At 33.1% G+C, this 23006-nt stretch carries 20 protein-coding genes and 1 other RNA gene; 11 read left to right on the forward strand and 10 right to left on the reverse strand.

The genetic code is table 11. The features are described from left to right. Nucleotides 1-327: 327 nt before the first annotated feature. Together bshA and FLP_RS09785 are read left to right on the forward strand one after the other, a co-directional pair. Nucleotides 328-1464 (forward strand): N-acetyl-alpha-D-glucosaminyl L-malate synthase BshA, encoded by a 1137-nt coding sequence (gene bshA, locus FLP_RS09780; RefSeq protein WP_065449340.1) that lies wholly within the window; start codon nt 328-330, stop codon nt 1462-1464. Nucleotides 1465-1491: 27 nt separating this feature from the next. Continuing rightward, complete coding sequence (locus tag FLP_RS09785; protein ID WP_065449341.1) at nt 1492-1920, forward strand: protease complex subunit PrcB family protein; 429 nt, start codon at nt 1492-1494, stop codon at nt 1918-1920. A 252-nt stretch (nt 1921-2172) separates the two neighbouring features. Here FLP_RS09785 and FLP_RS09790 read toward each other — a convergent pair whose 3' ends face one another. Both FLP_RS09790 and FLP_RS09795 read right to left on the reverse strand, forming a co-directional pair. Beyond that, the gene (locus tag FLP_RS09790) at nt 2173-2670 is read right to left on the reverse strand and encodes a hypothetical protein (protein ID WP_065449342.1); all 498 of its coding nucleotides are present in this window, start codon (nt 2668-2670) and stop codon (nt 2173-2175) included. A 174-nt stretch (nt 2671-2844) separates the two neighbouring features. Next, nucleotides 2845-3669: a UDP-2,3-diacylglucosamine diphosphatase gene (locus FLP_RS09795; RefSeq protein WP_065449343.1), complete on the reverse strand. Its 825-nt coding sequence runs from the start codon at nt 3667-3669 to the stop codon at nt 2845-2847. A gap of 188 nt (nt 3670-3857) precedes the next feature. Between FLP_RS09795 and aroC the strand changes: the two genes are divergently transcribed. From aroC to FLP_RS09810, 3 genes are all read left to right on the forward strand, one after another. After that, nucleotides 3858-4916 carry a chorismate synthase gene (gene aroC / locus FLP_RS09800; RefSeq protein WP_065449344.1) on the forward strand — a complete coding sequence of 353 codons (1059 nt, stop codon included), beginning with the start codon at nt 3858-3860 and terminating at the stop codon, nt 4914-4916. 54 nt (nt 4917-4970) lie between these two features. Next, nucleotides 4971-6257, forward strand: coding sequence for a dicarboxylate/amino acid:cation symporter (locus tag FLP_RS09805; protein ID WP_065449345.1), 1287 nt, complete (start codon nt 4971-4973; stop codon nt 6255-6257). A gap of 242 nt (nt 6258-6499) precedes the next feature. Further along, the gene (locus FLP_RS09810) at nt 6500-8689 is read left to right on the forward strand and encodes a response regulator (RefSeq protein ID WP_243397537.1); all 2190 of its coding nucleotides are present in this window, start codon (nt 6500-6502) and stop codon (nt 8687-8689) included. A gap of 29 nt (nt 8690-8718) precedes the next feature. On the opposite strand, the gene FLP_RS09815 is transcribed toward FLP_RS09810, so the two are convergent. Next, the gene (locus FLP_RS09815; protein ID WP_065449347.1) at nt 8719-9969 is read right to left on the reverse strand and encodes a DEAD/DEAH box helicase; all 1251 of its coding nucleotides are present in this window, start codon (nt 9967-9969) and stop codon (nt 8719-8721) included. 123 nt (nt 9970-10092) lie between these two features. Then, complete coding sequence (locus FLP_RS09820; protein WP_065449348.1) at nt 10093-11139, reverse strand: formimidoylglutamase; 1047 nt, start codon at nt 11137-11139, stop codon at nt 10093-10095. 97 nt (nt 11140-11236) lie between these two features. On the opposite strand from FLP_RS09820, the gene FLP_RS09825 reads away from it, so the two are divergent. Beyond that, complete coding sequence (locus tag FLP_RS09825) at nt 11237-12115, forward strand: hypothetical protein (RefSeq protein WP_065449349.1); 879 nt, start codon at nt 11237-11239, stop codon at nt 12113-12115. A 248-nt stretch (nt 12116-12363) separates the two neighbouring features. Here the strand turns inward: FLP_RS09825 and hutI are convergent, their stop codons facing one another. Both hutI and FLP_RS09835 read right to left on the reverse strand, forming a co-directional pair. Further along, a complete protein-coding gene (hutI, locus tag FLP_RS09830) occupies nt 12364-13602 on the reverse strand; it encodes an imidazolonepropionase (RefSeq protein ID WP_065449350.1) in 1239 nt (412 codons plus the stop codon). A gap of 96 nt (nt 13603-13698) precedes the next feature. Next, nucleotides 13699-14754 carry a glutaminyl-peptide cyclotransferase gene (locus tag FLP_RS09835; protein ID WP_065449351.1) on the reverse strand — a complete coding sequence of 352 codons (1056 nt, stop codon included), beginning with the start codon at nt 14752-14754 and terminating at the stop codon, nt 13699-13701. Nucleotides 14755-14842: 88 nt separating this feature from the next. Between FLP_RS09835 and ffs the strand changes: the two genes are divergently transcribed. From ffs to FLP_RS09850, 3 genes are all read left to right on the forward strand, one after another. After that, an RNA gene (gene ffs / locus FLP_RS09840) (signal recognition particle sRNA small type) lies at nt 14843-14940 on the forward strand. Between the two features lie 475 nt (nt 14941-15415). Beyond that, nucleotides 15416-16219 (forward strand): SDR family oxidoreductase, encoded by an 804-nt coding sequence (locus FLP_RS09845; protein WP_065449352.1) that lies wholly within the window; start codon nt 15416-15418, stop codon nt 16217-16219. A gap of 4 nt (nt 16220-16223) precedes the next feature. Next, nucleotides 16224-16424, forward strand: coding sequence for a hypothetical protein (locus FLP_RS09850; protein WP_065449353.1), 201 nt, complete (start codon nt 16224-16226; stop codon nt 16422-16424). A gap of 31 nt (nt 16425-16455) precedes the next feature. Here the strand turns inward: FLP_RS09850 and FLP_RS09855 are convergent, their stop codons facing one another. After that, nucleotides 16456-17763, reverse strand: a complete 1308-nt coding sequence (locus tag FLP_RS09855) for a GAF domain-containing sensor histidine kinase (protein WP_123921662.1) — start codon at nt 17761-17763, stop codon at nt 16456-16458. 264 nt (nt 17764-18027) lie between these two features. On the opposite strand from FLP_RS09855, the gene fsa reads away from it, so the two are divergent. Next, nucleotides 18028-18684, forward strand: a complete 657-nt coding sequence (gene fsa / locus FLP_RS09860; RefSeq protein ID WP_065449355.1) for a fructose-6-phosphate aldolase — start codon at nt 18028-18030, stop codon at nt 18682-18684. 91 nt (nt 18685-18775) lie between these two features. Beyond that, entirely contained in the window at nt 18776-19273 is a 498-nt protein-coding gene (locus tag FLP_RS09865; RefSeq protein WP_065449382.1) for a hypothetical protein, read from the forward strand. A 120-nt stretch (nt 19274-19393) separates the two neighbouring features. Here FLP_RS09865 and FLP_RS09870 read toward each other — a convergent pair whose 3' ends face one another. The 3 genes from FLP_RS09870 to FLP_RS09880 all read right to left on the reverse strand — a co-directional run bounded on the left by FLP_RS09870 (nt 19394) and on the right by FLP_RS09880 (nt 22784). Beyond that, the gene (locus FLP_RS09870; RefSeq protein ID WP_065449356.1) at nt 19394-20863 is read right to left on the reverse strand and encodes an MFS transporter; all 1470 of its coding nucleotides are present in this window, start codon (nt 20861-20863) and stop codon (nt 19394-19396) included. A gap of 177 nt (nt 20864-21040) precedes the next feature. Continuing rightward, on the reverse strand, nt 21041-21742 hold the full coding sequence (locus FLP_RS09875; RefSeq protein ID WP_056249762.1) for a LytR/AlgR family response regulator transcription factor: 702 nt from the start codon (nt 21740-21742) through the stop codon (nt 21041-21043). Beyond that, a complete protein-coding gene (locus FLP_RS09880) occupies nt 21732-22784 on the reverse strand; it encodes a sensor histidine kinase (protein WP_065449357.1) in 1053 nt (350 codons plus the stop codon). Before FLP_RS09880 ends, FLP_RS09875 begins: the two co-directional genes overlap by 11 nt. Between the last annotated feature and the right edge of the window lie 222 nt (nt 22785-23006).

The raw sequence follows: 23006 nt of genomic DNA on the forward strand, positions 1-23006 counted from the left end.
AGATATGAGCCCCGATGGGAGTGATATCCTTTTTTGCCGGGGTTCGGCAGAAAAGATATAACGGACAGCGGGACAAGTGGTTCTTTTGAAAACATCACTTTTGCTCCTGAAAAACATTATTAATCATTAATTATGAATTTGCTTGGCAGGTTCTTACTTGATTTACCACAAATTAAAATGAAATAATCTTGTTGTCCAGGCTAGTATTAAAATTGATTTTAATCTAATAAACTCATATTCTGAGATCTAATCTTCACAAAAATCTAACAATCTAAATCTTCGATTAAATGCTATTTTTGAGTACTTTCGTAGTATTAAATTTAATACATGAAAATAGCTATAGTTTGTTATCCGACATTTGGCGGTAGTGGCGTAGTTGCTACAGAATTGGGTCTTGAATTAGCCAGACGCGGACACGAAATCCATTTTATTACTTACAGTCAGCCGGTTAGGTTGGCACTTTTAAATCCTAATGTTCATTATCACGAAGTAAACGTTCCTGAATATCCTCTTTTTCATTATCAGCCTTATGAATTGGCTTTGTCAAGCAAATTGGTTGATATGGTGAAATTATATAAGATTGAAGTTTTGCACGTGCATTATGCTATTCCGCACGCTTATGCGGGCTACATGGCGAAGCAAATGCTGAAGAATGAAGGTATAAATCTTCCGATGATTACAACGCTTCATGGAACGGATATTACACTGGTTGGAAATCATCCGTTTTATAAACCAGCAGTAACATTTAGTATCAATAAATCAGATTACGTGACTTCTGTTTCGCAGAGTTTGAAAGATGATACTTTGAAGTTGTTTAAAATCAAGAATAAAATTAAGGTAATCCCTAATTTTATTGAGTTGGATAAAATGAAAAAAGATCCGCTTGCGCCTTGTCACAGATCCGTAATGGCGAAAGAGAATGAGCGAATCATAACGCATATTAGTAACTTTAGAAAAGTAAAACGTATTCCGGATATTATTAAGATTTTTTATAATATCCAGAAAGAAATGCCTGCTAAATTAATGATGGTGGGTGACGGTCCTGAAAAAGAAAAAGCAGAAATTTTATGTATGGAGCTGGGAATTTACGATAAGGTAATTTTCTTTGGGAACAGTAATGAAATTGATAAAATTTTATGTCTAACTGATTTATTCCTGCTTCCGTCAGAAACTGAAAGTTTTGGTTTAGCAGCTTTAGAAGCAATGGCTTGTGGGGTTCCGGTAATTTCTAGTAATTCAGGAGGTTTGCCTGAGGTTAATTTTGAAGGTATTTCGGGATATTTGAGCAATGTGGGCAATGTTGAAGAAATGGCTGCAAATGCAATTAAAATCCTAAAGGACGATAAAACATTGAGTGAATTTAAAGCAAATGCCTTAGAGGTCGCAAAGAAATTTGATATCAAAAATATTTTGCCTAAGTATGAAGCTTTGTATCAAAAAGCGATAGACGATTATAAAGAGTAAAAACATTAAATTTAAAAGCATACGTAAATGAAAAAAGTAATTTCGGTTTTAATAGTTTTTGTTTTAATTTCCTGTGGAGCAAAAAAAACAGCAGATTCAGGTTCGAAAGTTTTGTATGAAGTTTTAACAGAACAATCTGACGGTGGTGGAAATATTAAATTTTTTGAAATTTTGACAGAACCTAATGAAATCAAAATGTTGGAAAGTGATCCGCTTTTGAAAGATAAAATGAAACATGACGATATTAGCAATTCAAATTATGTTATCTTAAACATGGGGGAGAAAAACACTGGCGGATACTCTATTAAGGTTGAAAAAGTGGAAGAAACGGATAAGAATATTATTATTACTGTAAAAGAAGTAAATCCTGCTGCAGATGCGATGACAATGCAGGTAATTACTTATCCTTATACGGTGGTAAAAGTGCATTCGAAAAAAGAGATTATTATAAAATAGCATTGTTTAGGTTGGATATTGAATTTAACCGCAAAGTGCGCGAAGTTATTTATTTAAAGTATAATTGGAAATTAAAAAGTTCGCAAAGCTGTTTCAATACAAAGCTTTGCGAACTTTGCTTTTTTATAAAACCCGCCATATAGAAAACCTTGCGCACTTTGCGGATAAATGATTAAGTGCTATAAAAACAAAAAAATCCTGTCGTTTTTCAGCGACAGGATTTCTTTTTACAATTATTTTTTGGTTTTAATTTTAGAATCTAAATTTAACTCCTAAACCTACATCAAATCCAAAATTGTCATCGTCATAATATCCTGAACCAATTTCAGGTCTTGCATCTAATGAAAGTGTAATAGGTGCTTCGCTAAATCTGTATTCTATACCAATATCTCCAGCTGCAAATACGTATGTTCCACTGTCGTTATATTTAAAATTGTTATTGTAGTAATCGTGGTCCCAGGCAGCAATACCACCACCAACACCAGCGTACCAGTTAAAACCTCCATCAATGTTCCAAACCCATTGGTAAAGAGCAACTCCTTTAATGGCATCTACATCACTACTATTTCTAAAACCTAAATCAAATTCAAGTCTGTTTTTTTGGCTTAAGCCTAATTGATATGATACCTCGCCACCAAATCCGTTGTTATCTCCTAAACGTACTCCTAAAGCATGTTTTGAAATTTCTTGTGATTGAGCTGTAAATGCTAATCCTAATAGCATGAAGGCAGATAAAATGATTTTTTTCATAAAAATGGTTATTAAATTTTTTTCAAATGTACAGTTACGTGTAATGTAGAAACGTATACTATTTTTAAAAATTGTTATATAATTCACATTTTTACATTTTGATCAAATTTTGTTAAAGACTTCTGTGTCAGTTGTAGTGCGGGATTTCGCTTTTTTTGGCGCAGTTTTTAAGACTTATTTTTTAAGGATGATTGACGAAATTAACTGTGAGCTTAAAATATCTTCCATCTCAAAAAGATTTTCTTCTTCGCTAAAATTGCTTTCAATGTACGAGTATAATTTCCAGCGCTTTTTATGATATTCTAATGCAGTAAGATTTTCGACCCAATCACCGGAGTTTAAATATAAGGTAGATCCGTGTTTGTTTTCCTTGGTGATAATTTTTGGTTCATGAATATGTCCGCAAATTACATAATCGTATTTTTTTTCGATGGCCAAATCTGTGGCCGTAGTTTCAAAATCCGAAATAAATTTGACGGCTTTTTTAACGCTTGCTTTTATTTTTTTAGAAAAAGAATACGGTTCACGCCCTAGTTTTGCTAAACACCAATTGGCAAATCGATTACTTAAAATGAGATAATCGTATCCTAATCCGCCTAGTTTTGCAATCCATTTTGAATGCTGAACCGAAGCATCGAAAACATCTCCGTGAAAAATCCAGGCTTTTTTATCGTCTAATTCTAAAACTAATTTATCGACCAGAGAAAAATTTCCCATATTCATATCGCTGAATTTTCGAAGAATTTCGTCGTGATTTCCAGTGATATAATACACTTTTGTTCCTTTAGATGCCATCCCGATGATGCGCTGAATGACTCTTAAATGTGCTTTTGGAAAGTATGATTTTCGAAACTGCCAGGCATCAATTATATCGCCGTTTAAGACTAATGTTTTGGGTTTAATGCTTGATAAGTAGTTGTTTAGTTCTTTAGCGTGACTTCCGTAAGTTCCCAAATGAACATCTGAGAGAACGACCAATTCAACATTTCGTTTTTTCAATTTTTCTTTTTTTGAAGTTTAGCAAATAAAAGAAACTTTCGTCAGAGATATTTTATCAAAAGGTTACCAATTTGGCTACAATTTTAATAAATTGTGATTTTTAAACTCCTTAACCTTTAGTTAATAATACTAATTTTAAATTTTTTAATTTAATTCATAAAACTTACATTTGCTCAAAACAAATTACAATGGCAGGAAATAGCTACGGCACCCTTTATAAAGTTACAACATTTGGAGAATCTCATGGTGAAGCTTTAGGCGGAATTATTGATGGTTGTCCATCAGGAATTGAACTTGATTTAGAAGCAATTGAACTTGAAATGTCCAGAAGAAAACCGGGACAATCAGCAATTGTAACACAACGTAAAGAACCGGATGCAGTGCAGTTTTTATCTGGTATTTTTGAAGGTAAAACTACCGGAACACCAATAGGTTTTATCATCCCGAATACCAATCAAAAATCTGATGATTACTCTCATATAAAAGACAATTACAGACCAAGTCACGCTGATTATGTATACGACCAAAAATATGGTTTTCGTGATTATCGCGGCGGCGGAAGAAGTTCTGCGCGTGAAACGGCAAGCAGAGTAGTAGCAGGAGCAATTGCAAAGCAAATGTTACCGCAAATTAAAATTAATGCTTATGTTTCTTCTGTTGGTCCAATTCATTTAGACACACCTTACCAGGATTTAGATTTTTCTAAGATAGAAAGTAATCCTGTTCGTTGCCCTGACGAAAAGTCGGCGGCGATTATGGAAGAATATATTCGTGATATTCGTAAACAAGGTGATACTGTTGGCGGTGTTGTATCTTGTGTCATTCAAAACGTTCCGGTTGGGTTAGGCGAACCTGTTTTTGATAAATTACACGCTGAATTAGGAAAAGCAATGCTTTCTATAAATGCAGTAAAAGGTTTTGAATACGGAAGCGGTTTCTCTGGTTCTGAAATGAAAGGCAGTGAACACAATGATTTATACAATCCTGACGGAACTACAAAAACGAATCTTTCAGGAGGAATTCAGGGAGGAATCAGCAACGGAATGGATATTTATTTTAGAGTAGCTTTTAAACCTGTTGCAACAATTATGCAAACCCAGGATTCATTAGATAATAAAGGAAACATAACACCCATGACGGGTAAAGGTCGTCATGATCCTTGTGTTGTGCCTCGTGCCGTGCCTATTGTTGAGGCAATGGCGGCAATTGTTTTGGCTGATTTTTATTTAATCAACAAAACATATTAATAAAAATTAAGGCAGTGAGGGTCTTAATATTTTAATTCTAAATAAAACAAATTAATGCAAGTAACAGAAACTAAAAAAAAATCATTTCTTAAAGGATTAACTGGACAAATCGTAATTGCAATGGTGCTTGGAGCAGCTTTAGGAATTGTGATTCACAATTCAATTTCGCAGGAAGCTGCACTGTCTTTTAGTAATAAAATAAAAATGCTTGCCACAATCTTTATCAGATTAGTGCAAATGATTATCGCTCCTTTGGTTTTTACCACCTTAGTAGTAGGAATTGCTAAATTGGGAGATATAAAAACAGTGGGAAGAGTTGGAGGAAAAGCTCTTGGATGGTTTTTTACAGCCTCTTTTATATCCTTATTGATTGGATTGTTTTATGTAAATCTTTTAGAGCCCGGAGTAGGTTTAAAATTAGATCACGTAGATATGGCTGCAGCATCTGAGGTTACAGCTAAAACAAAAATATTATCTGTTGAAAATTTTGTAGAACACATTGTTCCTAAAAGTCTTTTTGAAGCATTGGCAACCAATGAGATTTTACAAATTGTAATTTTTTCTATCTTTTTTGGATTAGCTGCGGCTTCATTGGGAAGTACGGTAAAACCAATTATAAATGCTTTTGATAAAGCATCGCATATTGTTCTGAAAATGGTAAATTATGTAATGAACTTTGCTCCAATTGGAGTATTTGGAGCCATTGCAGGTGTATTTGCTATTAGGGATGCAGAAGAATTAATTATTACGTACTTTAAATTTTTCGGATCATTTTTAGTCGGAATCAGTACATTGTGGGTAGTCCTGATTGCTGTAGGTTATATTTTCCTGAAGGGAAGAATGACGGAATTGCTAAGACGTATTATAGGACCATTGGCAATTGCTTTTGGAACAACTAGTAGCGAGGCTGTTTTTCCTAAATTAACGGAAGAACTGGAAGAGTTTGGTGTAAAGGATAAAATTGTTGCCTTTATGTTACCGCTAGGATATTCGTTTAATCTTGACGGAAGTATGATGTACATGACTTTTGCCAGTATCTTTATTGCTCAGTTTTATGGGGTTCATTTAGATCTGGGAACACAAATGGCTATGCTTTTGGTTTTAATGTTGACCAGTAAAGGTATTGCCGGTGTACCAAGGGCGAGTTTGGTTATTGTTGCAGCTACTTGTGGTATGTTTAAAATTCCTGTAGAAGGAATTGCTTTAATCCTGCCAATTGATCATTTCTGTGATATGTTCAGAAGCGCTACCAATGTTTTAGGAAATGCTTTGGCGACTTCGGTTGTAGGACAATGGGAAGATGATAAAGAAGACAGCATAGAAGGACTTGAAGAAGTTTAGTTCATAAATTAGTTGATACTTTAAAATAAAAAAACCGTAATGATAACTTTCATTACGGTTTTTTATTTGGTGCTATTTGTAATTGGTAAGAATCAAAATAATAGAGATAAAAATATTGATTAGTATTACTTTCATTATGAAAAACATACTGTTATTTTAAAGTTATAATAATGTATATTTGAATAAACATTTCCCCCAAATTTATGTCTTATTACAGGTTTTATTTTTTAGTTTTTGTTTGTATGCATTTATTTTGTCCTAAGCTATTTGCTCAGACTAATATTGCATCAAATGAAAAAATTAAAAATTTAACCCAGGAGGCCTGTGATTATTTAGATGATACCAATTATGAAAAGTCTTTAGAGAAATCCGGTATAGCTTTACAACATGCTTTCAATATAAAAAATGATACGTTAATTTCGAGGAATTATAATATAATAGCGATTAACTTTCATGAGCTGGGTGAAGTCGATAAAGCAGATTTTTTTTACCATAAAGCTTTATCTTATGCTAAAAGATCTAATATTGTTAATTTAAAAATGATGATTACCAGTAATTTAGGTAATTTATGTTTTTTTGAAAAAAAAAGATATACTGACGGAATTGCTTATTATAAAGAATCACTAAAATATGGCGAACATGCAAAGTATTCTGGAGAAGTTGCTATCACAAACCTTAATATTGTTTGGTCCTATTTTAAGATTGGAAACTATGCTGACGGATTACCTTACCTGAACTATATCAATAAAAATCAGAATGCTTTAAAAGGAAAATCAAACGATGTGGCCTTGAATTTTTTGAATGGAATGTATTGGTCAAATAAAAATCAAAATGCTAAGGCCAATAAATATTTTTTAAAAGCTATTTCTTACGGGGAATCTATTCATGAAAAAACAGATTTGTTATATGCTTATTTAGAATATTCGAAGTTTTTAAATAAGATTGGTAAATTTGAGGGCGCTTATAAAAATATGCTTGCTTATAGTACGATCAGAGATGAAATGACTAATAAGGAAAAACTCAAGCGAGCTTCTATTGCAGGTTTTAATCTCGAGTTAAATGAGTACAAAAGACAAATTGATAAAATAGAGAATGAAAAAGATTCACAATATCAAAGCCTGAAAAAATCGAGGATCATTGTCATTTTGTTTATAGTGATTTCGCTCATACTTCTTTTTCTGATTATTACCCTGATCAAAAATATCAGGTTTAAGAAAAAACATAATTTGGAGCTTTTAAAAGCAAAAGAAATCGCAGAAGAAGCCTCTTTGCTCAAAACTCAATTTATTTCGACCATAAGCCATGAATTGCGTACTCCACTGTATGGTGTAGTAGGGATTACTAATATGCTGCTGGAAGAGCATAAGGAATTATCAAAGAGCCAACATTTAAGTTCTTTGAAATTTTCAGCGCGATATTTATTGTCCTTGGTAAACGACATTCTTCAAATTAATAAAATCGAAGAAAATAAAGTGGTATTAGAAAATCTGACATTTAACATTTCAGATGAAATTACCATGATCAAAAATTCTCTGTCTTTTTTGTCTCAAAAAAACAATAATAAAATTTCTGTATCTATAGATCCTAAAATTCCGGAATATTTAATTGGAGATAAATTACGACTTGCCCAGATTTTGATGAATTTAGTAAGTAATGCATTAAAATTTACTAAAAATGGTGAAGTCGAAATTATTGTAAAACTCATTAATATAGAGTCAAAAATGTACTTTCTTGATTTTTTAATTAAAGATAATGGGGTAGGAATTGCAATTGTAGATCAGGGTAAAATCTTTGAAAAGTTTGTTCAGGTAGGCAGGAAAGACGAAGATTATCAGGGAACAGGATTAGGGCTTAGCATTGTAACACGATTGTTGGCGCTTTTTGGAAGCACAATTAATTTAAAAAGTAATATAGGCGAGGGAACTTCATTTTCTTTTGTAATTCCTTTTGAATATGATCCGCAAAAAACAAAAAACATTATAGATGAAATCGAAGTAGATTTGACTTCAAGTGAAGTTTATAAAATTTTGATAGTCGAAGATAATCTCATCAATCAACTGGTGACAAAGAAAATTATAGAAAAGAATAATTATATCTGTAAAGTAGTAGACGACGGTTTTGGAGCTTTGGAAATCCTAAATAAAGAAGATTTTGATCTTATTTTAATGGATATTAATATGCCGTTAATGAATGGATTTGAAACGACTAAAAGAATTCGTTTAAAAGATATAAAAACACCTATCGTAGCATTGACTGCTTTTGATAAAGGGGAAATAACCGATGAAGCAATTTCATCCGGTATGAATGATATTATCATTAAACCTTTTGAGCCTGTTAAGCTGTTTAAGATTATAAGCTACTTAATATATGAATCAAAAAACGAGACAAGCACAAAAAAAGTAAACACTAATTTCACAAATGTCGATTTGTGAAATTAGTGTTTTTACTTGTTAGCGGTAAATTAATACCAGCGCTTTTTATTTTGCTTAGAAGCGTTTGATTTTCTTGATTTATGGGCGCCACCGCTTCGGTTAGAATTTTTGGGTTTTTCTTCTGTTGCTTCAGGACTTCCCGCGTGCCATTGATAAGGATGATCCGTAATCGTTTTTACGTCTACTTTTATCAATTTCTGAATGTCTTTCCAGTAACCATGTTCGTCTTTACTGCAAAACGAAATTGCAACTCCTCCGTTTCCGGCACGTCCAGTACGTCCAATTCTATGTACGTAGGTTTCAGGAATATTAGGTAAATCAAAGTTAATTACAAAAGGCAATTGGTCAATATCAATTCCTCTTGCGGCAATATCTGTCGCAACAAGAACACCTACTTCTTTGTTTTTAAAAGCATCTAAAACACGTTGTCTTGCATTTTGCGATTTATCACCGTGAATGGCTTCGGCAGGGATATCTTTTTTGCGCAATGCTTTTACCACATTATCAGCTCCGTGTTTGGTTCTTGAAAAAACCAATACGTTTGATAAATCTTCGTTTTTTATAAGATGATATAGTAGATTTCTTTTTTCTGTTTTCTCCACAAAATAAACACGCTGTTCTACATTTTCTGCTGTAGATGAAACCGGAGAAACTTCTACTTTTGCAGGATCTTGCAAAAACATCTCGGCCAATTCACGAATAGCAATAGGCATTGTTGCAGAAAATAATAAAGTCTGACGGTTTTTTGGAGTTAGTTTTACAATTTTCTTTACATCATTTATAAAGCCCATGTCCAGCATCTGATCTGCTTCGTCAAGAACTAAAGTGTGTAAATGATCCAGGTCAAGAAAACCTTGTTTTTGTAAATCCAGCAATCTTCCCGGTGTTGCCACCAAAATGTCAACTCCGTTTTTTAGTGTGTCAACCTGAGGATTTTGCGAAACTCCGCCAAAAATTGTCAATTGCGTCAGGTTGGTATATTTGGCATAAGTATCAAAACTTTGTCCAATCTGAACTGCTAATTCACGTGTTGGGGTAACTATTAAGGCACGAATTACTTTGGCTTTTTTTGATGAACCTACAATTCGGTGTAATTGATGTATGATTGGGATTGCAAATGCAGCGGTTTTTCCTGTACCGGTTTGGGCACAACCAATTAAATCCCTTCCTGCCAAAACAATCGGAATAGATTGTTCCTGGATAGGAGTAGGGTTTAGGTAGCCTTCTTCAAATACGGCTTTTTGTATACTTTTTGAAAGTGATAAATCTTCGAATAACATATCTTAGGTGTTAAGAATTTAGTTTTAAGTACTAAAATTCTGTGCAAAGATAGGTTTATTCGACCAATCGTTTATTTGATTCTTGTTTTATTTGGCAAATGAACTCATTTTCAGTAAGTCATCTTATAATAAAGTATGCTTTTCGTTGTTGGCTTTGATGAAATCCGTAACTAAATAACCAATTAATTTTCCAATTAAATTATTGTTGGGAGAATCGGCAAGATCGGGCGCTCCTTCGCAAATATGCAAGTAAGCAGCATTTCTGTGCTGTCCGAAAAAGGAAATGAACTGACGTAATTCTTCGACCGAAAATCCGCTAATTGTCATCGCGCTGCTGGCAATGTTAGGAATCGCGTCCAAATCGATTTCGATACCAAAAGCATCTGTTTTGATAAATTCTAATGCCAACGCCATCTCTCTGTCAAAATCTTTTTCTTTACGAATATTTACACTGTCGTAAGTATTATAACGAACGCGGTCTTCTAATTTTTTAATAATGTCTAAAACACTTTTTGAAGTATAGTTTTCGTGTAAACCAAAAATGAAATATTTTTTTAAGAAGCCTTCTTCGTAAGCATAAGAAAATCCATTTCCGCTATGGCGGCCTTCCAGGATCCTAAAATCAGAATGGGCATCAAAATTAATAGCATTTATAGGTTTTCCTTTGGCTAAAGCCGAACCTTTTATATTTCCGTAAGCATTATTATGACCTCCGCCAATGATAATTGGAGTTTTCCCTGCTTTGATAATTGTAAAAATAATGTGCGAAACTTCTTTGTCTACTTTTTCAACCAGCTGACTTAATTTTGAGCGATCGTCAATATCGTTAAAATCCAAATTTTCAACATCGCGCATTTCTTCCGCGACATTAATATGTCCTAAAATAATAATCTGGCTGCCTTTAGAAAAACGATTGTGCTGTATATTGGCAATACTTTTTATAGCACTTTCCCAGGCCGATGCTGCGCCAGGCCTGCCGTAATTGGCACGCACGCCAATATCTTCAGGAATTCCCAACAGTACATATTTAGCTTCGCTTTCTTTTAGAAAATTGATTTTATCAACTCCTTTTGGAATGATAATCATCTTTTCTCCAAACTTTATTTCACCACTTCGATGATTTGTGACTTTTGCTAAATCATTGATAGTAAACGGGACTAATTTCTCCATGAAAAAAATTTATTTTCCAAAAATAATATAATTGTAGTAACTTACGTTATAACCTTATATTAATTCTTAAATTTGTTTTAAAGAAAATTATTTAAATATGGAAAACCCAAAGAAAAACAACTCAAGTCTAAAAGCGGTAATCGCAGTTTTAGCAGTCCTACTAATTGGTAGCTTAGTGTATATTTTTAAATTGTCGTCAGATTCAGATGTAACAAAAACTGAACTTACAACAACATTAACAGAGAAAGAATCTGTAATGAAAGATCTGCAGGAGTTAAAAACAACTTATGATGCTGCAATCGCTGAAAACACTTCTATGTCTGATGAATTAATTCAGGAAAGAGATAAAGTAGTAGCCTTGATGGATGATTTAAATAAATCAAAAGGTGATGTATCTAAATTTAGATCTCAGGTTCAGGCAATGCAAGGTAAAATGAAAACTTTAGTTGCTGAAAACGATGAGCTAAAAAAGCAAAATGGTGTTTTAACAACTCAAAGAGACAGTACAATTGTAGTTTTAGGTGAATCTAAAAAATATAATGAAGTACTTGTAGGTCAAAACGAAGAATTGGCTAAGACTGTTGAAAAAGGGGCTAAATTATCAATCTTGAATACTAAAACTTCTGCTTATAAATTAAGAAGTTCTGGAAAACAAATTGAAACTGATAAAGCAAGCCGTGCTGATGTTTTAAAAATTAGTTTTACTGTAGCTGAAAACCAAATCGCTAAATCTGGTGATAAAACGTATTATGTACAAGTTATCGATTCTAAAAACAATGTTTTAGGAGATAAGAAAACAGAAAGTTTTGGTGATAATACTTTAACTTATAGTTTTAAAACTACTGTTAAGTACGAAAACAAAACAGTTAACGTAAGTGAAGATTTACCAGGTAAAGATTTTGCTAAGGGAGCTTATTTTATCAATGTTTTTGATAATGATGAATTAGTTTCTAAAACTAGTTTTAACTTAAGATAATACAATTATCGCTTAGGTAATAATACCACTAAAATATTAAAGGTCTGTGAAGTTTCACAGACCTTTTTTTATGGGATAAAGTTGGTTGTTTTTGATAAAAAGAAGAATAGATTCTAACGGAACTATTATTTTTTTTTACCATTAAGAGATTAAGAAAAATAAAGTTTTTACAGCTTAATGAAACTTAATCTCTTAATGGTTCAAAAATAAAAGCTTGATTTCTGGCTTCTTTTTCTTCAGTTTTTATTTTATCCTAAAATTTCACCTTCGATAAAAACACTTTCTATTAGATTGCTGCCAAAAGCGTATGGAATCTGGTAGTATGATGAAATAGGTTTTGTGAGGATCAAATTGGCTTTTTTGCCTTTGGTAATACTTCCGTGAGTTTCTGAAATTCCCATTGCATACGCGCCGTTTATAGTTGCTGCATTTATGGCTTCTTCAGGGGTCATTTTCATTTTGATACAGGCTGTTGCCACCACAAAATTCATATTTCCGGACGGAGTAGAACCTGGATTGAAATCGGTTGCTAAGGCTAATGGAAGCCCGGCTTTAATCATTTCTCTTGCTGGTGTGTAAGGAATACTTAAAAAATACGAACATGATGGTAATGCGACAGGCATCGTTTCCGTGTTTTTTAAAGCTTCGATATCTTCGGGGTTCATAATTTCAAGATGATCTACAGAAACGGCTTTAAATTTAATTCCGGCTTGTATTCCGCCAATAGAATTGAATTGATTGACGTGAATTTTTGGCTTTAAGCCAAATTGAATTCCCGCCTGCATAATTTTCTCTGTTTCTTCTACAGAAAAGTAACCTGTTTCGCAGAAGACATCAACATAATCCGCTAATTTATTTTGGGCAATTTCGGGCAGCATTTTGGTGATGATTTCATCTATATAACCCGCTTTATTGTCTTTATAGTGTAAAGGAAAAGCATGTGCGCCAAGAAAAGTGGCTTTTATTTCGATGGGATAATTCTCTGCCAGTTTTTTAATAACGCGAAGCATTTTGAGTTCTCCTTCAATAGTTAAGCCATATCCGGATTTTATTTCTACAGCTCCTGTTCCTAAATGCATGACTTCTTCTAATCGAATTCTTGACTGCTCGTAAATTTCTTCTTCTGTAGTTTCGTTGAGTTTCTTGGCCGAATTTAGAATCCCGCCTCCACGATTCGCGATTTCTTCATACGTAAATCCGTTAATGCGGTCTACGAATTCCTGTTCGCGATTTCCTGCATATACAATATGAGTGTGGCTGTCGCACCATGTTGGAAGTACAACCCGGCCTTTAGCATCAATTACCTTATCTGCTTTGATTTCAGGAACATTATCCATTGCACCAAAATCCTCAATTACATTATCTTTTATAAGTAAAAAAGCATTTTTTATGGTAGGAAGAATAGCCATTTCTGCACCCGAAACTTTAGAAATTGAAGTTTCACGAACCTGAAGCAGTTCTTGTATGTTGGTAATTAATGTCGTCATTATTGATATTGTTTTAAAACACAAATTTCACAAATTATCACGAACTAATCCGTGAAATCTGTGAAATTCGTGTTTAATATTGAATTTATTTTTAGTTTATTCGGAAACCGTTATTTCGAACATTTTGCTCCAGTTTTTCCCTGTTACGAAAATAGTTTTAGTTTTAGGATTGTAAGCAATTCCGTTTAAAACATCATCTTTGGTAATTTTGTCATCCATAAATTTTCTCAAACCAGACATGTCTAGAATTCCCTCAACGGCTCCAGATGTTGGGTTTACGACAGCAATAGCGTCTTTAAACCATACATTGGTATAGATTTTTCCGTTAATCCATTCCAGCTCATTGATCGCTTTAATTTTTGAAGTTCCTGAGTACACATTTATGTAATCTACCATTTTTTGAGTTGCAGGATCCATTTTCCAGATTTTCTCTGTTTTATCGGTTTGGTAAATGTATTTTCCGTCATTGGTCATTCCCCATCCTTCAATATCTTTTTCGTAAGCAAAGGTTTTTTCCAGTTTTAAAGTATTAGCATCATAGATAAAACCAGTTTTGTTTTGCCATGTTAACTGAAATAATTTTCCATTGATAAAAGTAATGCCTTCACCAAAATATTTTTTATCAAGATCAATTTGTTTGTAAATTTTTCCTGTTTTGTAATCGTACTTTCTTAAATATGATGCGCCCTCCTGACCGGTACTTTCGTATAAAGTATCTTTGTAAAACTCTAAACCTTCTGTGAAAGAAAGTGTGTCATGAGCGTAAGTATTTACGACTTTATATTTTAATGGTTTAGGTTCAACGTTAGAAACTAATTCGATTCTTTTGGTAGCATCAGAAGAATCAGATCCAAAATAAACCGTTGCTTTTAGGTATTGATATCCTAATTTTTGATCTTTTAAGGGGAAATTAAATTTTGAAGCTCCTTTTGTACTTCCCACTTTTTTATCACTAACAAAGTAAACAATGCTATCGATTTCTTTCGATTTTGGGTTTAAAATTCCAATAGAAATGGCATTATCTTGTGTAAAATGTGCCGGAAAAGCAGAATCATCAATATTAAATAAAGAATTTTCACCTTTATTTTTATCTCCACATCCAATTAATGTGATTCCTAATAAAATGACAGCTAGGAAGTTATAATTTTTCATAGTTTAAAATTTGAATAAGCCAATATACGATGATATTTTTATAGCAACAAAGGTCTTGCAAAAATATAAAAAGATTGTATATTTGCACCGGCAAGTCCTACACGACCAGCTCCTGCAGACTCCCCCAGGATGGGAACATAGCAAGGGTACGTGGTTGAGCGGTGCGATGTAGGTCGCTTGCCATTTTTTTATTCCCGATGTTTCGGGATTTTTTTTTATAATTAAATCAAATTTAGTCTTCCTTATGGAGGATTTTTTTATTTTTGGTACTTCGTAAGTTAAAAGTTATTTGTTGAATGTTACAATTTTAACAGATTTACCTGAACTTAATAAGGGATCAAATGGAAAAGCTGTCGAATTTAACCGCAAGGAGTACGAAGATTTAACCGCAAAGAGCGCAAAGTTTTTTTTTGTTTTTTGTTATGCTAAGTTTTATGAAAAGGAAAAGTTCGCAAAGCTTTGTGAATAACTTTGCGACTTCGCGGCTTTGCGAGATTAAAAAATATTTAACCGCAAAGAGCGCAAAGCTTTGTGTGTTTAGATTGTGTAAACACAACTTAAATCTTAGTGAACTCTGCGAATAACCTTCGTGTTCTCTGTGTTTTTTAAAAAAAATAATGATCTCGCATAACTTATAATTCAAAACTCATAACTTTTCAAAATGAATAAAGTCGTTTTAATTACCGGAGGATCCTCAGGGATTGGAAAATCTATTGGAGAATTTTTGCAAAAAAAAGGTTTTGTGGTCTACGGAACGAGCAGAAATCCTGAAAAAGTACTGAATTCAGTTTTTCCACTGGTTGCATTGGATGTTCGCAATGCTGAATCTATAAAATCAGCAGTAAATAAAATTATTGCCAATTCAGGTCGTTTAGATGTGGTGATTAATAATGCCGGTGTTGGAATTACGGGGCCTCTGGAAGAAATTCCTACCGAGGAAATCAAGAATAATTTTGAAACCAATTTTTTTGGTCCTATTGAAGTAATGAAAGCTGTTTTGCCGCAAATGCGTGAACAAAAATCTGGTTTAATTATTAATATTACTTCTATTGCCGGTTATATGGGACTGCCTTACCGCAGTGTTTATTCCGCATCAAAAGGAGCTTTGGAATTGATTACTGAAGCTTTGCGAATGGAAGTAAAGTCATTTGGTATTGAGATTACAAATGTTGCACCCGGAGATTTTGCAACTAATATTGCATCCGGACGTTATCATGCGCCCGTTATAATGGGTTCTGCTTACGAAAAAGTATATGGAGAAACGCTTGCGACAATGAACGAACATGTTGATGCAGGTAGCAATCCTAATGAAATGGCTGAAGCGGTTTATAAAATTATGCAGCAAAAAAAGCCAAACGTACATTATAAAGTAGGCGCTTTTATGCAGAAGTTTTCGATTGTTTTAAAACGAGCACTTCCGGATAAAGTGTATGAAAAAATGTTAATGAATCATTATAAACTATAAAAAGATGGAAAAAATAGCAGAATATTTGCCAGCTCTATTTGGTGTTTTAATATTGGTTGTCGTATGGTCGCTTATTCGAAAATTAATGGGTTCATTGAGTGATAAAATCAATAACGCTGAAATTCATAAAGAAGATACTCTAAAAGTTCTCGAAGAAATCAGAGATGAATTGAAACAATTGAATAGAAAAAATTCTGTTCAATAAACTATACAAAAAATAGGAGCAAATTTTTGTGCTATTCTATTGGAATAAAAATTTCAAATTTTGCTCCTTGATTTAGAACTCCCTTGGCTTTTATAAAACCATGATGATTTTCTATAATTCGTTTTACTATTGTAAGTCCAATTCCGGTGCTTTTTAGCGGTTTGGTATGTAGTGCCTGAAATAAGCCAAATATTTTATCGCTATATAAGGGGTCAAATCCAATGCCGTTGTCTGAGATTGTTATTTTATAATATTTAGTAAGCGGAGCAAGCTTGTTTAATTCTCCGTTGGTGATTTCTGCCGATAGGGTTATGATTAAATCCCTGTCAGGACTTGCGAATTTTAATGAATTGTTGATCAGATTGTATAGTAGCTGCCTGAATTGAAATTCTATCACGGAGAGTTTGCCTAATTCTTTGATGTCAAAAAGTACATTTTTATTTTCAAACTCGTTGGTGAGATCTTCAATAACATCCTTTGCGATGGTGTTTAAGTCTTTTACTTCGAACTTTCTATCGTCAAATTTTGTTTTAGAATAAATCAAGAGATCATTAATCAGGTTTTGCATTCGAAAAGCTGAAGTCTTGATTTTATGAAATGCTGTTTTGCTTTTTTCTGATAAATTGCCGGCTTCTTCGCGCTCAATGGTATCTGTAAAAAGTTGTATTTTTCGTAATGGTTCCTGAAGATCGTGACTTGAAATGTAATTGAAAGCTTCGAGTTCGCTATTCATTTTTTCAAGTGAAAGATTTTTTTCAATAAGTTTTTTCTTGAAATCTGAGTTTAATCTTTCTGCTTCATCTTTTTTAACCTGAGTTTTTTCAAGTAGGTTAGTTTTTTCTTCCAGCGCTTTTTTGTTTTCTACTGCTTGTTCAATTCCTGCAAGGTGAAACGAAATAAGTTCAGCAAATAAGTTGAACATTTCGCGTACTTTAAACTCTTTTAAGCTGTTAGGTTTAGGGTCTATGGCGCATAAAGTCCCAAAGAAACTTCCGTCCTGGCGCATGATTGGTACTGAAATATAGCTTTGTAGTTTGTACATCGCCGGAGTATGGTGGTCATGATACTCCTTGTCTTCGCTTACATTATCAATAATTACGGGTTTGGGATTTTGTCTTATTTCGTCGCAAATTGTTGTTTTTATTTGTAATTCGTCTCCGGGTTTTAAGCCAAAAAGGACATTGTCCTGAACGCTGCATGTAATCCATCTTTCGTCGGTAACTCTTGCTACTGCTGCAAATCCCATTCCGGTAGTCTGGCAAATAACATTCAGTAGGTTTGGAATAATTGAGATGTTCCCGATGTTGATTATATCTTGTTTGAAATTGTCTTCTAGCACTTTTAAGGGGTGATTTTTTATTTTTTAAAAGTACGAAAATAAAACTAGTTTAATACTAAAGGTATTTTTCTTATCATTTTAGGTGTTTAGAATTATTTTTGACTTTTTTATTTTATGGAAATTATAAATTGTAATTTTGCACCGAATTTGCGTTAGGGATGGAGGCGGCATCCTTTTGTGAAGTGAAACGGAACAAAAGATATAGCCGAGAGCCCGACCGTTAGGGAACGCCCAAAAACTGAACACAATTAAATAGATATAATTATGAAATTTTTTATTGACACGGCTAATTTAGCTCAGATTAAAGAAGCACAAGCTTTAGGTGTTTTGGATGGTGTAACAACTAATCCATCGTTGATGGCAAAAGAAGGAATCACTGGAAAAAACAACATTTTGAAGCATTATGTTGACATTTGTAATCTTGTTGAAGGTGATGTAAGTGCTGAAGTTAATGCGCTGGATTATGATGGAATGATCAAAGAAGGTGAAGAATTGGCTGAATTACATGATCAAATCGTAGTTAAATTACCTATGACTAAAGAAGGTGTAATGGCTGCAAAATATTTTTCTGATAAAGGAATTAAAACCAACGTAACACTTGTGTTTTCTGCAGGTCAGGCTTTATTGGCTGCAAAAGCAGGGGCAACTTATGTTTCTCCTTTTATTGGTCGTTTGGATGACGTTTCTACTGATGGTTTGAATTTAATTCAGGAAATTAGAGAAATCTATGATAACTACGGTTATGAAACTCAAATTTTGGCCGCTTCGGTACGTCATACAATGCATATTGTAAACTGTGCTAAAATTGGTGCAGATGTTATGACAGGACCTCTTTCTGCAATTTACGGATTATTGAAACACCCTTTGACTGATATTGGATTGGCTCAGTTTGTAGCTGATTTCGAAAAAGGAAATAAGTAATACACAGGTACTTAAGATTTAAAAAATCGTCATCTTTTAAAATAAGATGGCGATTTTTTTTTACTTTTATATATCTCAAATTGAAGTATATATGAAAAAACTAATCTTAATTATGGTGTTTTTTTTCCTGAATTTTATTGTAAATGCACAAGCTGCCAAAATATTGAAATCGGTCAATGATGACGGTGATGTCGCTACTTTTGAGCTGGATTGTTCGGTTCAGTTTCAAACTTTGGCAAAAGGTCTGCGATATAATATTACACGCCATGAGTTTAAGGGACCGGAATTGAAAAACAATTATAGGTTATTGCTGGTAATGGATGGGTTTTATTCGAAAACACTCAATAAAACGATGACTATTTCGGCAGTTTTAAGTGATGGAACAATTTTGGAAGCAAAAAAGATAATTGAGGATGATGGCTTTTTTGATGGTGCCTGTACATTGAAAATTAAAGATCCAAAAGCCCTTTTAGAGGCGGATATTGACAAAGTTATTGTTCATGCGGATAAAGATGTCATCTATGTATTATCAGAGCAAAACAAGAGTGTTTTTAAAAAGAATCTTAGTAATGTTATTAATGCTAAGTAGAGGTTCTAAGATACTAAGGTTTTGAGGGACTAAGTTTTTTCTTTTTCGAATTAAAAAAATCCCAAATTTCAACTTTGTGGATTGGAATTTGGGATTTTTTTATTGTTTTTTTAACTTGTTCTAGTGACCTCCGCCACCGCCTTCAATATGGTTAATTCCTTGTCTTTTTAATATTTTAGGGCAATAGAAACCATAAAATGCTAAATAAGCAAAACCAAGTAACGGAACGATGTAAGAGAAGTGTGTCCAGGTAATACCTAGTATTCCGCCAGGACTTGTATGATCGATATCACAGATTGCGCCCTGAACCAAAGGAATAACTCCTCCTCCTAAAATCATCATAATTAGGAATGACGATGCTTTTCCTGTGTTTTTACCTAATCCTGCGATAGCTAAATCGAAGATCGATGGCCACATGATCGATAAGAATAAACCTCCGGAGATAAAGAAGAATTTAGCAATTGATGGATCTGGCCATACTAAACCGGCAAGCATCATTAATAATCCTGATATTCCGAAAAGCATTAACGTTTTTCCGGCATTTTTACCTCCTACAAAACTTACACCAATAAATAATAAGATCCAGATTGGATAGATGTAAAATGCAGAAACATCGTGTGCAGCAAAAATGTTAGCTCCAATAATAACTCCAAAAGCTATTGCAGGAACAATGAATTTTAATGCTGTATTTACTAAGTTTGAAGTGTTGAAAACGTTAACACCACCATTCCAGCGTCCAATCATTAAACTTCCCCAGTAAAGGGCAATAAAAGGTGCGATGGCATCTTCAAGAACATTACCAAATTCAGCAGTATGTAATAAGGCAGGCAGGTTACTAATGATCGTTACCTCGGTACCAACGTAAATAAAAATACCTAACATTCCCAAATATAATTGTGGATAATCTGAGATGTTGAATTTTTCGTGCGCTACTTTAACTACTACTTCCTCTTCTTTTGCAGGATCTTCGATTTTCGAGAAGTTCATGAAAATAGCAACTGCAATAAAAGCAAGTCCTAAGATGATAAAAGGCAGTTTAATATCTTCTAATGAAAGTGATGTATTTTTGTTATCGCCCATTCCAAATAAAGCGATTCCTAGTAAAATTGCTCCAATTGTTGTTCCAAAAGAGTTGATACCTCCGGCTAAAGTCAAACGGTGCGCTCCTGTTGCGGGACTTCCCATTTTAATAGCCAACGGATTGGCTACAATTTGCTGGATTGAAAATCCTAAACCTACGGTAAATAAGGCAGTTAGAAAAAATGGAAAACTTTCCATTGTTGCAGCAGGAATGAATAAAAATGATCCAACTGCTGAAAGAAGTAAACCGGCAGAAAGGGTTTTTTTATATCCGAATTTTTGTAAAACATCTAATTTTAATGATACTAAAAAGAAGATCATAGATCCTACGAAATACGCTGCATAAAATGCCCAGGCCACTAATTGTGATTGAACCTGAGATAAAGTAAAGACTTTTTTGAATACGGGAATCAGGATATCATTGGCAGAACCAACAAAACCCCAAAAGAAGAAAACAATTATCAACGAGATAAACTGTCCCCATTTGGTTTGAACATTTTCTGAACTCATAATTTAAGAGGTTAATTTTTTTATTTTATTGTTTTTTGAAGACCGTAAATATATTTGTTAAGTATATCAAAAAAAAATAAAAAGGCACAAATAATGTTAAATTTAAACCAACGGCATCATTTTTTCAACAATGTGTTAATTTATACCGACTTAGAAAATGAATTTAATAGTTAAAGTTTATTCTAAAATTTTGTTTTTGACCTCTTTGCTGTAATTTCTCCCTATCGGAATGGTGTAAGATTGGATCTGAATGCGGTTTCCTTCGATAGATTTTACTTTATTTAATGCAATTACGTAAGATTTATGGATGCGCAAAAAGCGATCTGCAGGTAATTCTTCTGACAAAGAGGTGAGTGATTTATGGGTAATATAGGTTTTATCAGGAGTCACTACTTTGATGTATTCCTTCATTCCTTCGACAAATAGAATTTCTTCAATATTAATTTTCATCATTTTTTTATCGACTTTGATAAAAATATGAGAATCGCCTTTTGTAGTTTCGACTTTAATATTGTTTTTTAAATTGTATTCGGTAGTGATTTTATTAATGCATTTTATAAATCTGGGCAGTGGGATAGGCTTTACTAAATAATCCAGAACATCAAGATCGTAACTTTCTGCAGCAAATTCCCTAAAAGCAGTTGTTATAATAACTTTGGTTTTATTTTCGATCAGGCTAATGAGTTCAAAACCTGTCATCATAGGCATGTTGATGTCCAGAAATACGGCATCAACAGCAGTACTGTTTATAAAATCAAGCGCTTCCAGAGAATTATTGAATGTACCGATGACTTCAAAATCTGTAAAATTGGTAAAATAATTTTGCAGGACTTTGATAGCTAATGGCTCATCGTCAATCAACACGCATTTAATTTTCATTATCAATAGGTATTTGCAAACGGATTATATAGTAGTTTAGTTTTGTTGTGTGTTTTAAACTGAAATCGTTTTTGTAAATTAATTTTAATCTTTTCTTGGTATTTACTAAACCAATTCCGCCTTTGGCATTAAGATTTTGTGAATTTACAAAATTATTTAGGATTTCAAAATCTAACATTTTATTGTCGATAACCTTACAATTTATCTTAATTTTTAAGTTATTGTTGTTAATTCCTCCGTGTTTAAAGGCGTTTTCGACCAATGAGATGAATATTAAAGGAGGTACAACAACATCTTCTATATTCGATTCGAGATTGACTGTAACTTCTACATTATCAAAGCGTAACTTTTCGATTTCGATATAATTCTGAATGTAATCAATCTCTTTAATTAATGGAACAAATTTGGTGCCTTTTACATCATATAAAACATATTCCATCAAATTTGATAGTTTTATAATAACATCCGGAACCTTATCAGAAGATTCTAATGACAAGGCATATAAATTATTTAATGTATTGAAAAAGAAATGCGGCTGAATTTGATTTTCAAGGTATTTCAATTTGATTTTGAACTGATTTTCTCTTAAAGACCGGTTTCGTTCTCTTTCCCGAAGCCATGTTAAAGTGAGATAAACTGATGAAGCCATAGCCAGCACATATAACTCTCCTATACAAACGGCCAGAATATGATTAATATCAAAAGGATGATATTCTCTATTGGCTTCCGGCCAAATATTTTCGGATATAATATAATAGGTCAAAACTGTTTTGAGCAGATAGATGCCAAAAAGGCTTGCTATTAATGCGAGGGTATATGGAATATACTTTTGTTTCAATACATATTTTGGCACCAAAACAAAAAGATTAAAATATACTAAAGGTATATGCAAAGAGAACTCAATTAAATTTGATTTAAACGAATAAGGATAATCATTAAAGTAAGCTCCCCATCTTAAAAAGTTAAGGGTAAAGTAACTTCCCCAAAACCAAACATGATTTTTAAGCTTAATATCAAATTTTAATTTTTGGATTTCTGTCAACTTTAGTTTGGTGATTTAGTATTGTAAAATTTCTTCTCTGGAAATATTGTGCAACTTTAAACAATTACTGGGTAAAACACAATTCTTTTGAATAAAATTTTATAAAAAAAGATATATTTTATATTATCTCTGTGGGATATCGTTTTCGTAAAACATATTGTTGATTGTTTTGTGTCGTTCGTTTAAGGTTTTGTGCTGTATGTTTAAAATGTTTTATTTATG

The sequence above is a fragment of the Flavobacterium piscis genome, from assembly GCF_001686925.1.
Taxonomy (GTDB): domain Bacteria; phylum Bacteroidota; class Bacteroidia; order Flavobacteriales; family Flavobacteriaceae; genus Flavobacterium; species Flavobacterium piscis.